At 71.6% G+C, this 14,524-nt stretch carries 14 protein-coding genes; 13 read left to right on the forward strand and 1 reads right to left on the reverse strand.

The window, feature by feature from the left end; translation table 11 throughout:
- The first annotated feature begins 11 nt into the window (after positions 1-11).
- The 11 genes from L0984_RS01590 to L0984_RS01640 all read left to right on the forward strand — a co-directional run bounded on the left by L0984_RS01590 (position 12) and on the right by L0984_RS01640 (position 11,619).
- Positions 12-1,064 (forward strand): histone deacetylase family protein, encoded by a 1,053-nt coding sequence (locus L0984_RS01590; RefSeq protein WP_234192027.1) that lies wholly within the window; start codon positions 12-14, stop codon positions 1,062-1,064.
- Between the two features lie 43 nt (positions 1,065-1,107).
- On the forward strand, positions 1,108-2,031 hold the full coding sequence (locus L0984_RS01595; protein WP_234192028.1) for a DMT family transporter: 924 nt from the start codon (positions 1,108-1,110) through the stop codon (positions 2,029-2,031).
- On the forward strand, positions 2,028-2,717 hold the full coding sequence (locus L0984_RS01600) for a GntR family transcriptional regulator (protein ID WP_234192029.1): 690 nt from the start codon (positions 2,028-2,030) through the stop codon (positions 2,715-2,717). Before L0984_RS01595 ends, L0984_RS01600 begins: the two co-directional genes overlap by 4 nt.
- Before the next feature lie 42 nt (positions 2,718-2,759).
- Positions 2,760-3,788, forward strand: coding sequence for a histone deacetylase family protein (locus L0984_RS01605; RefSeq protein WP_234192030.1), 1,029 nt, complete (start codon positions 2,760-2,762; stop codon positions 3,786-3,788).
- A 75-nt stretch (positions 3,789-3,863) separates the two neighbouring features.
- Positions 3,864-4,463, forward strand: a complete 600-nt coding sequence (locus tag L0984_RS01610) for a hypothetical protein (RefSeq protein ID WP_234192031.1) — start codon at positions 3,864-3,866, stop codon at positions 4,461-4,463.
- Positions 4,364-5,398: a phosphotransferase gene (locus tag L0984_RS01615; RefSeq protein ID WP_234192032.1), complete on the forward strand. Its 1,035-nt coding sequence runs from the start codon at positions 4,364-4,366 to the stop codon at positions 5,396-5,398. Before L0984_RS01610 ends, L0984_RS01615 begins: the two co-directional genes overlap by 100 nt.
- Positions 5,399-5,420: 22 nt before the next feature.
- Positions 5,421-6,695: an aspartate aminotransferase family protein gene (locus tag L0984_RS01620; protein WP_234192033.1), complete on the forward strand. Its 1,275-nt coding sequence runs from the start codon at positions 5,421-5,423 to the stop codon at positions 6,693-6,695.
- 14 nt (positions 6,696-6,709) lie between these two features.
- Entirely contained in the window at positions 6,710-8,014 is a 1,305-nt protein-coding gene (locus L0984_RS01625) for an ArgE/DapE family deacylase (protein ID WP_234192034.1), read from the forward strand.
- Between the two features lie 125 nt (positions 8,015-8,139).
- Complete coding sequence (locus L0984_RS01630; protein WP_017762274.1) at positions 8,140-8,403, forward strand: type B 50S ribosomal protein L31; 264 nt, start codon at positions 8,140-8,142, stop codon at positions 8,401-8,403.
- 139 nt (positions 8,404-8,542) lie between these two features.
- On the forward strand, positions 8,543-10,279 hold the full coding sequence (locus L0984_RS01635) for a hypothetical protein (RefSeq protein WP_234192035.1): 1,737 nt from the start codon (positions 8,543-8,545) through the stop codon (positions 10,277-10,279).
- Positions 10,276-11,619: an MATE family efflux transporter gene (locus L0984_RS01640; protein WP_234192036.1), complete on the forward strand. Its 1,344-nt coding sequence runs from the start codon at positions 10,276-10,278 to the stop codon at positions 11,617-11,619. Before L0984_RS01635 ends, L0984_RS01640 begins: the two co-directional genes overlap by 4 nt.
- Before the next feature lie 27 nt (positions 11,620-11,646).
- Here L0984_RS01640 and L0984_RS01645 read toward each other — a convergent pair whose 3' ends face one another.
- On the reverse strand, positions 11,647-12,069 hold the full coding sequence (locus tag L0984_RS01645) for an FKBP-type peptidyl-prolyl cis-trans isomerase (protein WP_234192037.1): 423 nt from the start codon (positions 12,067-12,069) through the stop codon (positions 11,647-11,649).
- Between the two features lie 192 nt (positions 12,070-12,261).
- On the opposite strand from L0984_RS01645, the gene L0984_RS01650 reads away from it, so the two are divergent.
- Positions 12,262-13,662 (forward strand): ethanolamine ammonia-lyase subunit EutB, encoded by a 1,401-nt coding sequence (locus L0984_RS01650; RefSeq protein WP_234192038.1) that lies wholly within the window; start codon positions 12,262-12,264, stop codon positions 13,660-13,662.
- Positions 13,659-14,498, forward strand: coding sequence for an ethanolamine ammonia-lyase subunit EutC (gene eutC, locus L0984_RS01655; RefSeq protein WP_234192039.1), 840 nt, complete (start codon positions 13,659-13,661; stop codon positions 14,496-14,498). The genes L0984_RS01650 and eutC overlap by 4 nt, the downstream gene beginning before the upstream one ends.
- The last annotated feature ends 26 nt before the right edge of the window (positions 14,499-14,524 follow it).

Consider the following 14,524-nt stretch of genomic DNA (forward strand, 5'->3'; position numbering starts at 1 on the left):
AGGCCACGACGATGCAGGCCTTCTTCTGCCCCGACCAGCTGCTGCACCAGCCGCAGCAGTACATGCGCATCGGCCGCATCCACAAGCCGGCCGACCTGCCCGCCCGCGCCGAGGCGCTGCAGGCCACGCTGCAGGCCCATGGCATCGCCGTGCAGGTGCCGGCCGACGCCGGCCGCACGCCGCTGGAGGCGGTGCATGCGCCGCACTACCTGGACTACCTGGCCGGCGCCTACGAAGGCTGGCAAAAGCTCGCCCGCCCCGGGCTGGAGCCGGGCATCGAGGTGCTGCCCAACCTGTCGCCCTACTACGGCGTCGCGCCCGGCGAACGGCGCCCGCCCTGCCCCAGCCCCTCGTTGCTGGCGCAGACCGGCTACTACGTGGGCGACCTCGCCTCGCCGCTCGGGCCGCACAGCTGGCGCTCCATCCTGCGCTCGGCCCACACCGCGCATGCGGCAGCGATGGCTGTGGCCGGCGGCGAGCGGCTGGCCTATGCGCTGTGCCGCCCCTCCGGCCATCATGCGCACCACGACCGCGCCAGCGGCTTCTGCTACGTCAACAACAGCGCCGTGGCGGCCGAGGCGCTGCGCCAGCACTTCGGCAAGGTCGCCGTGCTGGACGTGGACGCCCACCATGGGGACGGCACGCAGAACATCTTCTATGCCAGCGCCGAGGTGCTGACCGTCTCGACGCATGCCGATCCGGCCGGCTACTTTCCCTTCTACACCGGCTATGCGCACGAGCGCGGCGCCGGGGCCGGCGAGGGCTTCAACCTCAACCTGCCGCTGGCCCATGGCAGCGGCAATGCCGAGTTCATCGCGGCGCTGGACCAGGCGGTGGCCGCCATCGAGCGCTTCGCGCCCCAGGCGCTGGTGCTGCCCATGGGCTTCGACACCTACCGCGACGACCCGATCAGCGTGCTGCGCCTGGACTTCGACGCCTACCGCGCCGTCGGCGAACGCCTGCGTGCGCTGGCCCTGCCGACGGTCATCGTGCAGGAAGGCGGCTACATGGTGGAGGCGCTGGGCCCGGGGCTGGCGGCGCTGCTGGCCGGGCTGAATCCGTGATCGCTCGCCAAGCCCAGTCGCAAGCGCTGCCGGGATCTGGCCGATGAGCGCCCTGGCCGCCACGGCCTCGCCGCTGCCCAACTGGCGCCACGGGCCGGGGGCGGGTGTGCTGCTCTTCCTGGGTGCGCTGCTGCTCTTCGCCTTCTACGACGCCTTCGCCAAGCAGATGGTCGCCAGCCATGCGCCGGTGGTCGTCAACCTGTCGCGCTACGTCTGCATCAGCACCGTGGGCCTAGGCCTGCTGCTGCGCCACGGCCAGTTGCGCTTCTGGCGCCAGCCGCACCAGGGCCTGCTGCTGGCGCGAAGCAGCATGCTGGCCCTGGTGGCCACCTGCTTCATGACGGCGCTGGTGACCATGCCGCTGGCCGAGGCCACGGCCATCTACTTCACGGCGCCGCTGCTGATGGTGGCGCTGGCGCCCAGCCTGCTGGGCGAGCGGGTGCGCCGCGCCCAGTGGCTGGCCGTGGCGGGCGGCTTCGCGGGCATGCTGCTGATCGTGCGGCCGGGGCACGATCTGCCGCTGGCGGGCACGCTGCTGATGGCCGTGTCGGCCGCAGGCTATGCGCTGTTCCAGGTCTTCACGCGCCGGCTGTCTGGCGTGGTGCCGGCACCGGTGCAGTTCGCGCATACGGCCTTCGTCTGCCTCGCCGTCACGCTGGTGCTGGCGGCACTTTCAGAGGACGTCCAGGTCCCGCCCTGGCCGCAGGCCCTGGTGCTGCTGGCGGGCGGCCTGGCCAGCGGCGGTGCGCAGTTGCTGCTGCTGGCGGCCTTCCGGCGCACCCAGGCCTCGACGCTGGCGCCGCTCAACTATGTGCAGTTGCTGCTGGCCGTGCTGATCAGCGCCTTTTGGTTCCAGCGCCCGCCCGATGGCCTGGCGATGGCGGGCATGGCCTGCATCGCGGTGGCCGGTGTGTATCTGGCACGATCCGCCGCAACGCCACGACAACGACATCCGGAGACTGCGTGAACGCCGCCCTGCCCACATCCGCCCCCGCCTTCGCCTCGATCCAGGCGCCCGACCTGGTCGGGCTGATCCAGGCCGAGCTGCAGCGGGCCATCCTCGAAGGCCGCATCGGTCCCGGCGACCGCGTGGTCGAGGCCGAACTGGCCCGCCAGATGGGCGTGAGCCGCGCGCCCGTGCGCGAGGCGGCGCGCCGGCTCGAAAGCCTGGGCCTGCTGGTTTCGCGCCCGCGTCACGGCTTCACCGTGCGCACGGTCAGCACCAAGCAGATCGACGACCTCTATGCCGTGCGCATCACGCTGGAGGTGATGGGCGCCACGCTGGCCTGCCGCCACGCCAGCGACGCGCAGCTCGATGCCATGGCCGGCCGCGTGGACGACATGGTCGCCCGCGCCGCCACACTGAGCCAGGCCGAGCGCGTGACGCTGGACCTGGACTTCCATGCCGCGCTCTGCGCCCTGTCGGGCAACGACTACCTGCAGCAGCTCTTCTCCAACATGGTCAACGAGGTACGCATGTTCCTCGCGCTGACCGAGGACAGCTATGGCGACCCGGCCTCGCTGGCCCAGACGCACGAACCCATCGCCAACGCCCTGCGCCGCCGCGACGCGCCGGCCGTCGAGCAGGCGCTGCGCTTCCACCTGGAGGACGCACGCGAGCATGTGGCGCGGCTGCGGCTGGCCACGCGCTGAACCTTCTTTTTTGTCTCTTGCTGCCCTGACGTCCCACCGCCCATGAAAGTCATCTACAGCGACCGCCACGTCGGCCACGATCCGCAGCAGTTCATCGTGCGCGGCAAGTTCAAGCGCAGCAACGAGCAGCCCGAGCGCGCCCATCTGCTGCTGCAGGCCGCACGCGAGCAGGGCCACGAGGTCGTCGCCCCCGAGGACCACGGCCCGGGCCCACGCGCGGCCATCCACACGCCGCAGTACCTGCGCTTCCTGGAGACGGCCTGGGCGCGCTGGCAGCAGCTGGACGATCCCTCCTTCGAGGTGATCCCCAATGTGCATCCCTTCCCGGGCCAGCCCTTCACCTATCCCGACAGCCTGGTCGGCCAGGCGGGCTACCACCTGGGCGACATGGCCTGCTCGCTGGGCCAGCACACCTGGGAGGCCGCCGTCTGGTCGGCCCACACGGCCACGCATGCGGCGCAACTGGTGCTGGACGGCGAACGCGCCGCCTATGCCCTGTGCCGTCCGCCGGGCCACCATGCCTATGCCGACCGGGCGAACGGCTTCACCTACCTCAACAACGCCGCCATCGCCGCGCAGCACCTGCGCCGGCGCTTCGACCGCGTGGCCATCGTCGATGTGGATGTGCACCACGGCAACGGCACGCAGGGCATCTTTTGGCGCCGGCGCGACGTGCTCACGGTCTCGCTGCACGGCGATCCGCATTTCTGCACGCCCTTCTTCACCGGCCATGCGCACGAGCATGGCGAGGGCGATGGGCTGGGCTTCAACCTGAACGTGCCGCTGGCGCGCGGCACCGACACCGAGGCCTACCTCGTCGCCCTGCGCAGCGCCCTGGACGCCGTCCGCGCCTATGCGCCAGGCGCCGTTGTGGTGGCACTGGGGCTGGACGCCCACGAGCACGACCCCTACCGCGCGCTGGCCGTCAGCACCGAGGGCTTCGCCCGCATCACCGGCGAGATCGCCCGGCTGGGCGTGCCCACGGTGCTGGTGCAGGAGGGCGGCTACCTGTCGCCCGACCTGGGGCCCAACCTGCGCAGCGCGCTGGGCGGTTTCGAGGCGGCGGCATGAGCCTGCAAGCGCCGCCGACCGCCCAGCCCGTTCGCCCTGCGCCCGAAGCGCCAGACGGTCCCCAACCCGTTTGCCTTGCGCCTGAAGCACCCGACAGCCCTCAACCCGTTCGTCCTGAGCCTGTCGAAGGGCGAAACGGCGCGCTGGTCGATGTGCCCCGGCTTCGACAGGCTCAGCCCGAACGGACAGTGGGCGATCCACTGCCAACAAACCCCGATCTCCAACCCGTTCGCCCTGAGCCTGTCGAAGAGCGAAACGGCGCACCGGCCGCTGCGCCCCGGCTTCGACAAGCTCAGCCCGAACGGACAGGGGGCGATCCATTGCAAACGAACCCCGGCCTCCCACCCGTTCGCCCTGAGCCCGTCGAAGGGCGAAACGGCGCACCGGCCGATGCGACCCGGCTTCGACAGGCTCAGCCCGAACGGACGGGGAGCGATCCACTGCAAACAGACCCCGCTTCCCAACCCGTTCGCCCTGAGCCTGTCGAAGGGCGAAACGGCGCGCCGGCTGATGTGCCCTGGCTTCGACAGGCTCGGCCCGAACGGACGGGGAGCGAAGACGACGCTTTCGAGCAGTTGCCCGAAGCTGCCGTCCTGTGCGCGCCTCCAGCGCCGGTCGGCCTGGACGACGCCACATCACTGCTTCGACGCCACTACGGACTCGCGGGCTCCCTGACGCCGCTGGGCGGCGAGCGCGATGCCAACTTCCTGGTCCAGCCTGCGGATGGCGGCGCGCCACGCATGCTCAAGGTTTCGCACCCGGTCGAGAGCGCCGTCGTCGCCGACTTCCAGACGCAGGCGCTGCTGCACCTGGCCGCGACCGCGCCGGACCTGCCGGTGCAGCGCCTCCTGCCCATGCGCAGCGGCGCGTTCTCTGCGGTGGACACCACGTTGGGCGACGCCCCGCGCGTCATCCGCCTCTTCAGCTACCTGCAAGGCCTGCCCCTGCCCAAGGCCCCGCCCACTCCGGGGCGGGCCGCCCATGCGGGCGCGCTGCTCGCGCGGCTGGATGCCGCCCTCGCCGGCCTGTCCCATCCCGCGGGCGAATTGCCCCTGCCCTGGGACCTTCAGCGCGCCCTCGGCACCCGCAGCCTGCTGGCGCATGTGGACGACCCCGCCCGCCGCGCGCTCGCCCAGGCGGCGCTGGACCGATTTGCCGTCGACGCGCTGCCGGTGCTGCGCACACTGCCGCGCCAGCCCATCCACAACGACTTCAATCCCTCCAACCTGCTGGTGGCCCCGCAGGCGCCCGAGCGCCTGGTCGGCATCCTGGACTTCGGCGACATGGTCGCCGCACCGCGGATCGTCGACCTGGCGGTCGCGGCCTCTTACCAGCTGGACGCGCAGGCGCCCGCCGAGAGCATCGCGGCCTTCGCCGGTGCGTACCACGCGGTCACGCCGCTTTCGACGCAAGAGCGGACGCTGCTGCCAATCCTGGTCGCCACGCGCCTGGCCATGGTGGTCGCCATCAGCGGCTGGCGGGCGGCGCGGGAGCCGGCCAATGCGGCGTACCTGCTGCGCAACAACGGCGCCTCCTGGGCACGACTGGCGGCGCTGGCTGCCCTGCCTGCCGCCGCGCTCGACGACGCGCTGCGCCACGCCTGCCCCTGACTCGCCTCTACGCGCCCTGCCCATGCCCGCCACCACTGCCGACCTGATCGAACGCCGCGCCCGTCTGCTCGGCCCCAGCTACCGCCTGTTCTACGACGAGCCGCTGCACCCGGTGCGCGGCGAAGGCGTGTGGCTGTTCGACGCCGAGGGCCGCCGCTACCTGGACGCCTACAACAACGTCGTCTGCGTCGGCCATGCACATCCGCAGGTGGTCGAGGCCATCGCGCGGCAGGCCGCCACGCTCAACACCCACACGCGCTACCTGCACGAGGGCGTGCTCGACTATGCCGAGCGCCTGCTGGCGACGATGCCCGCCGAACTGGGCCATGCCGTGTTCACCTGCACCGGCAGCGAGGCCAACGACCTGGCGCTGCGCATCGCCCGCACCCACACCGGCGGCGAGGGCGTGATCATCACGAGCTTCGCGTACCACGGCGTCACCGCCAGCCTGGCCGAGGCCTCGCCCTCGCTGGGCCGCTATGTGGAGTTGGGCCGCGCGGTGCGCACCGTGCCCCCACCGGATGGTGACGACCTGGACGCCGAAACGCTGGGCCGGCACTTTGCGGATGGCGTGCGCCGCGCCATCGCCGACCTGCAGGCCGCCGGCATCCGGCCCGCCGCGCTGCTGGTGGACACCGTCTTCTCCAGCGACGGCATCTTCACCGGCCCACGCGGCTTCCTGCAGGAAGCCGTCGCCGCGATCCGCGAGGCCGGCGGCGTATTCATCGCCGACGAGGTGCAGCCCGGCTTCGGCCGCACCGGCGAGGCCTTCTGGGGCTTCGCCCGCCACGGCGTGGTGCCGGACATCGTCACGATGGGCAAGCCCATGGGCAATGGCCATCCGGTCGCTGGCCTGGCCGTGCGGCCCGAGGTGATGGCGGCCTTCGGCCGGCAGTGCCGCTACTTCAATACCTTCGGTGGCAATCCGGTCTCGATGGCGGCTGCAAGCGCGGTGCTCGACGTGCTCCAGGACGGTGGGCTGCAGGCCAACGCGCAGGCGGTCGGCGACCATCTGATGGCGGGCCTGCGACAACTCGGCGAAAAACATGCGCTGATCGGCCAGGTGCGTGGCGCGGGCCTGTTCATCGGCGTCGAACTGGTCACCGACCGCGCCCGCCGCACGCCGGCCACAGCCGAGGCAGCGCGCGTCGTCAACGGCCTGCGGCAGGCCGGCGTGCTGCTCAGCGCCACGGGCGAAGCGGCCCACATCCTCAAGCTGCGGCCGCCCCTGGTCTTCGAACGCGCCCATGCCGACCTGCTGGTGCAGACGCTGGACGACGTGCTGGCCCGACTCTGAATCTGGAACCGCCCATGGCTGCCATCCCGACCCCCGACCAACTGCGCGACGCGGCCCAGGCCCTGACGCCCTGGATGATCGACACGCTCAGCGCCTTCGTCGCCGCGCCCAGCCCCTCCGGCGCCGAGCAACCGGCTGCCGACTTCCTGGAAGGCCTGATGCAGGACATGGGTCTGGACTGCGAGCGCATCGTTCTCGACAGCCGGCAGATCGAGGGCTTGGCCCTGTTCTCCTGCCCCTGCGATCCGGACGGCGGCCGGCACAACCTGCTGGCCCGCCACCTGCCGCCGGCAGGCACGAAGGGCCGCTCGGTGCTCTTCAACGGCCACCTGGACGTGGTGCCGACCGGCCCGGAATCGCTCTGGACCACCGGCCCCTACCTGCCGCGCGTGGAAGACGGCTGGCTCTACGGCCGCGGCGCCGGCGACATGAAGGGCGGCATCGTCTGCGCGCTGGCCGCGCTCCGGTTGCTGCGCACGCTGGGCTTCACCCCGGCCGGCACGGTCGGCTTCAACGCCGTGCTGGACGAAGAGAACACCGGCAACGGCACGCTCGCCACCCTGCATGCGCTGCAGACCGCCCGGGCCAAGGCGAAGCTCACCGACTTCGACGCCGTCATCATTCCCGAGCCCTTCGGCGAGACGCTGATGAGCGCCCAGGTGGGCGTGAGCTGGCTGTTCGTCACCCTCACCGGTCGGCCCGCCCACGTCGCCTACATGGGCCAGGGGCTCAACCCCATCGAGGCGGCGATGGCGATCATGGCCGACCTGAAGGAGCTGGAAGCCGAGTGGAACCGGCCCGAGAACCGCCACCCTGCCTTCGCCGACGTGGCGCACCCGGTCAACTTCAACCTGGGCCGGATCGAGGGCGGGGAATGGAATTCCTCCGTGCCCTGCACCTGCACGCTGGGTCTGCGCATCGGCTACTACCCCGGCATGGACCCGGCGGACGTGGAGGCCCAGGTCGGCGCGCGCATCCGCGCCAAGGCCCACGCGCTCAACCCAGCCCTGGTGGTCGAGATCGACGCACGCGGCCACCGCTCGCCCGGCTGCGTCTACGACCTGGAGGCGCCCGCCATGCGCACGCTGGCCGACGCCCACGAGAAGATCGCCGGTCAGCGGCCTGCGCGCCTTGCCTGCACGGCCACCACCGATGGCCGGCACTTCCGGCTGATGAGCGACATCCCGGTGACCAACTACGGGCCCGTCGCGCGCCACATCCACGGCATCGACGAGGCCGTGTCCCTCGAAAGCATGCAGCGCGTGACGGCCGCCATGGCCCAGTTCATCGTCGACTGGTGCGGCGTGGTGAAGGCCTGAATGCCCCGTCGCGCCCTGCACTGGCGCTCTGTGAACTGCCGCGCTAGAATCGAGGGCTTTTCGCGGCAAGTGCTGGCACGATGGTTGTGCACAGTGGCTCCCGCATCGACGCTCAAGGAATCACCATGGCCAAAGAAGGCATCCATCCCGACTACCGCGAAGTCCTGTTCCTGGACCTGTCCAACGGCTTCAAGTTCGTCACCCGCTCCTGCGTGAACACGCGCGAGACCGAGACCTTCGAAGGCAAGGAATACCCCCTGTACAAGCTGGACACTTCCAGCGAGTCGCACCCCTTCTACACCGGCACCCAGAAGTCGGTGGACAACATGGGCGGCCGCGTCGAGAAGTTCCGCAACAAGTTCGGCAAGAGCGCGCTGTCCTCCAAGTAAGCCGTCTTTGCACACAGCGCCGCCCCGTGCGGTGCACCGAGGGCAGCCCGGATCTCCGTGCTGCCCTTTGTTTTTTCTCCCATGCGCCGCCCGATGATCCGGGCCGCACGCCCGCCCGCCAGACCGTGAGCCCCGCGCATTGAGCCCCCCCAATCCCGCCATCGTTGCCCAGAACGCCGTGCGCCGCCTGCCCCGAGCGGCGCTGTTGCTGCTGTGTGCCGCCTACCTGATGCCCGGCCTGCTCGGCCGGGGGCCGTGGAAGAGCGCGGATGTCGCCTCCTTCGGCTACATGGCGGCGCTGGCCGAGGGCGGCGGCGGCTTGGCACGCTGGCTCGATCCGCTGCTGCTGGGCCTGCGGCCGGAGATTCCGGCCCTGCTGCCCTACTGGATCGGGGCCTGGGCGATCCAGCTCTCGCCCTCGTGGCTGCCGCCGGACTTGGCGGTGCGCATCGTGTTCGCGTTGATGCTGTGGTGCACCTTCACCGCCACCTGGTACGCGGTCTATTACCTGGCACGGACGCCGCGGGCCCAGCCGGTGGCCTTTGCCTTCGGTGGCGAGGCCCGGCCGACCGACTATGCGCGCGCGGTGGCCGATGGCGGCCTGCTCGCGCTGATCGCCAGCCTGGGCCTGGCCCAGTTGGGCCACGAGACCACACCGGCGCTGGCACAGCTCTTTTTCGCCTCGCTGCTGTTCTATGGCGCCGCGGCGCTGCCCTATCGGCGCGCGGCGCCCCTCACCGCCTTCGGCATTGGCGCGCTGGGGCTGTCGCTGAGCGGTGCGCCCTCCATGGGCCTGATCCTGAGCGGTGGCTGCGCGGTGCTGGCCTGCCGCGAATGGCTGCTCGGCCAGCGTGAGCCCGACGGCGACGCCAGCCCGGTGTACGACAGTACCGGCGTCCTGGGGCTGGCGGCGCTGGCGTTGATCGGGGCAGCCGTGGCGGCAGCCCTGGGCCAGTTCCACTGGAACCTCTCCCTGCCCGGCAGCGACCCCAACGAGCGCCTCATCGCCGAGGCGCGCGGGCTGCTCAAGCTCTTCCTGTGGTTCACCTGGCCCGCCTGGCCGCTGGCGATCTGGACGCTGTGGCGCTGGCGCCGGCAACTGACGGCCCGGCATGTGGCGCTGCCGCTCGGCTTCATGCTGGCGGCGTCGTTCTCGACCATCTTCACCGACTTCGGTGAACGCTCGCTGCTGATCGGCCTGCCCGCCTTCGCCACGCTGGCGGCCTTTGCGCTGCCCACCTTCCGGCGCAGTGTCTCGGCGCTGATCGACTGGTTCACCCTGCTCTTCTTCAGCGGCGTGGCGCTGTTCATCTGGGTGTACTGGATCTCGCTGCACACGGGCGTGCCCGCCAAGCCGGCGGCCAACGTCTACCGCCTGGCGCCGGGCTTCGTGCCCGACTTCTCCTGGATCGGCTTCGGCCTGGCGCTGGCCGCCACCATCGCCTGGGCCTGGCTGGTGCGCTGGCGCACCGGGCGACACCGCGCCGCGCTCTGGAAGACGATGGCCCTGCCCGCCGGTGGCGCCGCGCTGTGCTGGCTGCTGCTGATGACCCTGTGGCTGCCGCTGCTCGACTACGCCCGCAGCTACGAGCCCCAGGTGCGCGCCCTCTCGCAACGCATGGGCGCGCAGCCCGGCTGCGTGGACGAGCTGGGCCTCAACCGCGCCCAGATCGCCGCACTGCGCCACCACGGCCGCATGGCGCTGCAACCGCTGGCCGACGGCAGCCAGTGCACCTGGCTGCTGGTGCATCCGGACTACCTGTTCAGCCTGCCCAACCGGGTCCGCATGGCCGACTGGCATTTCGAGGGCACCTTCCGCCGGCCCACCAGTCCCAGCGACGACCTGCTGCTGTTCCGCCGACAGGCACCGCAGTGAGCGAGCGGCGCCTCATCGCCCGCCACGCCGGCACGGTGCTGGTCGGCCAGATGGCGACCATGGCCTTCGGCGTCACCGACACCGTGGTCGCCGGTCGGTTCGATCAGGAGGCGCTGGCGGCGCTGTCCATCGGCGCGGCCATCTTCATCAGCGTCTTCGTGGCGCTGACCGGCACCCTGCAGGCCCTGCTGCCGGTCTGGGCCGAGCTGCACGGCGCCGGCCGGCGCGAGGCCATGGGCCGCTCGGTGCGGCAGGCGCTGTACCTGTGCGCGGCCGCCACGGCGGTCGGCGCGACGCTGCTGCTGTCGCCCGGCCCGCTGCTGGCCTGGACCGAGGTGCCGCCCGCCATGCGCGGCGCGGTCGGCCAGTACCTGGCCGTGCTGGCCGCGGCCCTGCCGGCGGCGCTGCTCTTCCGCATCTACGCCACCCTGAACCAGTCCATCGGCCGGCCCAGCTTCGTCACCTGGCTGCAGGTCGGGGCACTGGCGGTCAAGGTGCCGCTGTCGATCTGGCTGACCTTTGGCGGCCTGGGCGTGCCGGCGCTTGGGCTGATGGGTTGCGCGCTCGCCACGCTGACCGTCAACTGGCTGATGCTGGCCGTTGCGGTGTTGATGCTGCGCCACCGCCCCGAGTACCAGCCCTATCGCCTCTGGCGTCGGCCCGAGCGGCCGGACTGGCCGCAACTGGGCACCTTCGCCCGGCTGGGCGTGCCGGCGGGCTTGTCGGTGATGGTCGAGGTGAGTTCCTTCACCTTCATGGCGCTGTTCATCGCGCGCCTGGGCAGCACGGCCACGGCTGCGCACCAGATCGCGTCCAACCTCACCGCCGTCGCCTACATGGTGCCGCTCTCGCTGGGCCTGGCCACCAGCGCCCGGGTCGGCTACTGGATGGGTGCCGGGCGGCCGGACCAGGCGCGGCGCGCCTGCTGGCAGGGTCTGGCCATGGCAGTGCTGGCCGCGTTGATGATGGCCGGCCTGCTGCTGGCCTTGCGCGGCACCATCGTCCAGTTCTACACGCGGGAGGCCGCGGTGGCCCATCTGGCCGCGGGGCTGCTGGTGGCCTGCGCCGCCTACCACCTGGCGGACGCGATGCAGACGCTGTGCATCTTCGTGCTGCGCTGCTTCCGCATCACGGTGGCGCCCCTGCTCGTGTATTGCGCCCTGCTGTGGGGCGTGGGGCTGGGCGGCGGCTACCGGCTGGCCTACCACGGCCTCGGGCCCTGGCCGGCGCAGCATTCGCCGCTGGCGTTCTGGATCATGGCGGCCGCGGCATTGGGCGCCGCGGCGTTGATCCTGCTGGCCCTTCTGCGGCTTGCGGTGGGCCGGGCAGGCCGCCGCTGAGCCGGCGCGTCGGCGGGCCGCCGGGGCTCAGCGGCCCTGGATGCCCAGCAGCTCGACCTCGAAGTTCAGCGTGGCATTCGGCGGGATCACGCCGCCCGCGCCGCGGCTGCCGTAAGCGATGGCCGGCGGGCACACCAGCTTGGCCTTGCCGCCCACCTTCATCTTCTGCAGGCCCTCGGTCCAGCACGGGATCACGCGGTTGAGGGGGAACTCGGCCGGTTGGTTGCGGGCATAGGAGCTGTCGAATTCCTTGCCGCTGTCCGGGAAGGTGCCGCGGTAGTGCACCCGCACCGTGTCGGTCGCCGAGGGGCTGGGGCCGGTGCCCTCCTTGACGCTCTGGTAGACCAGCCCGCTGGGCGTGGTGACGGCGGCGCCCTGGGCGTGAACAGCGCCACAGGCGACGAGAAGGGTGGCGGCAGCAGCGCCGAGGGCACGCGAAACGATGGTCATGGGCTCTCCCGAGGTGGAAAAGCGGCGGATCATAAGCCGCGCCCCTGACGCGCCCTGCGCCCCCGCCGCAGCAGGTCGGGCCGCGCGCGGGCCCGGAACCTGCATCGCTTGTCCTACCCGGTAGCCGGGCGGCGAGCGCGATCATGCGTCGGTCTCCCGCCACGGCCGGCCCCTCGCCCACCGACACCGCCCATGCGCTACCGCACGACGATCCAGCATCAGGTCTTCGACTTCGGCGATCTCCGCCAGGTGATGGCCTGCGCCAGCCCCGCGCGCTCGGGCGACTACCTGGCCGGCGTCGGCGCCGCCACCGCGCAGCAACGCATGGCGGCGCGGCATGTGCTGGCCGACACGCCGCTCGGGCAGTTCCTCAGCGAGGCGCTGGTGCCCTACGAAGAGGACAACATCACGCGGTTGATCCTCGACGGCCATGACGCGGCCGCCTTCGCACCGGTGGCGCATCGCACCGTGGGCGATTTCCGCAACTGGCTGCTGTCCGATGCGGCGGACACCGCGACGCTGACCGCGCTGGCGCCCGGGCTCACGCCGGAGATGGTGGCCGCCGTCTCCAAGCTGATGCGCAACCAGGACCTGATCGCCGTCGCCCGCAAGTGCCAGGTCACGACCCGCTTCCGCAACACCCTTGGCCTGCCCGGCCAGCTGGCCGTCCGGCTGCAGCCCAACCATCCGACCGACGATCTGCGCGGAATCGCCGCCTCCACCCTGGACGGGCTGCTCTATGGCGCGGGCGATGCGGTGATCGGCGTCAACCCCGTCTCGGACAGCTTGCCGGTGCTCGAGCGGCTCCAGCACATGCTGGCCGAGGTCATCGAGCGCTTCGCCATTCCCACCCAAAGTTGCGTGCTCACCCATGTGACCCACACGATGAAGCTCATGGAGCGCGGCGCGCCGGTGGACCTGGTCTTCCAGTCCATCGCCGGCACCGAAAAGGCCAACCTCTCCTTCGGCGTGACGCCCGAACTGCTCGACGAGGCCTGCGACGCCGCCCGCGCGCTGGGCCGCGGCACGCTGGGCGACAACGTCATGTACTTCGAGACCGGCCAGGGCAGCGCGCTGTCGGCCAACGCGCACCATGGCGTCGACCAGCAGACCTGCGAGGCGCGGGCCTATGCGCTGGCGCGGCGCTACCGGCCGCTGCTGGTCAACACCGTCGTGGGCTTCATCGGGCCGGAATACCTGTTCGACGGCAAGCAGATCATCCGCGCCGGCCTGGAAGACCACTTCTGCGGCAAGCTGCTGGGCCTGCCCATCGGCTGCGACGTCTGCTACACCAACCATGCCGAGGCCGACCAGGACGACATGGACACGCTGCTGGTGCTGCTGGCCACGGCCGGCCTCACCTTCCTGATCGGTGTGCCGGGGGCGGACGACGTGATGCTCAACTACCAGAGCACGTCCTTCCACGACGCCCTCTTCCTGCGCGACACGCTGGGCCTGGCCCGGGCACCCGAGTTCGAGGCCTGGCTGCAGCGCATGGGCATCACCGGCGCCGATGGCCGGCTGCAGCCAGGCAGTGCACCGGCGCTGCAGCAGGGCATGGCGCGGCTGCGCCTTCTGGGAGCCTCCGCATGAACGCCCTGCCGACCGATCCGGTCCAGGCCGGCACAGGAAACGGCCCGGCGGAAGACCGATCCTCCCCGCCCGTCACGCCCGACGCCTGGCAGGCCTGGCGCGCCGCCACGCCCGCCCGGCTGGCCCTCGGGCGCGCCGGCAGCGGCATGCCCACCGACGAGACGCTGCGCTTCGGCTGGGCGCATGCCATGGCGCGCGATGCCATCCATGCGGCGCTGGACGCCGACGCGCTCGCCCGATCGCTCGAAGAAGACGGCTGGTCCGTCCTGCGGGCCCGCAGCCAGGCGCCCGATCGGGCGACTTACCTGCGCCGGCCCGACCTAGGACGCAGCCTGGACCCGGCCGACGCCGAGGCCCTGCGCGGGCGCCCGGAACGGGGATGCGATCTCTGCCTAGCGGTGGGCGATGGCCTGTCGTCGCTGGCCATCGAGCGCCATGCGCGACCGCTCCTGGCTGCCCTTCGCGCGCAGTTGCCGGCCGGCCTGCGCATCGCACCCATCGTCGTGGCCACGCAGGCGCGCGTCGCGTTGGCCGACGAGGTGGGCGAGGCCCTGGGCGCCCGCCTCGGCGCGATCCTGATCGGCGAGCGGCCCGGCCTTTCCAGCCCGGACAGCCTGGGCATCTACCTCACCCACGAACCGCGACGCGGGCGTCACGATGCGCAGCGCAACTGCATCTCGAACGTGCGTCCGGAGGGCCTGGGCTACGAGGCAGCCGCCTTCAAGCTCGGCTGGCTGGTGCGTGAAGCGCTGCGCCGCGGCCTGACCGGCGTTCAGCTCAAGGACGAGAGCGACGACGCGGTGCTCGACGACGACCGCCTGCCGCGCATCGACTGATGCAGAGCCTTGTCCGGCGCCTCAGC

This window comes from Pseudacidovorax sp. NFM-22, assembly GCF_021401245.1.
Lineage (GTDB): Bacteria > Pseudomonadota > Gammaproteobacteria > Burkholderiales > Burkholderiaceae_C > Xenophilus.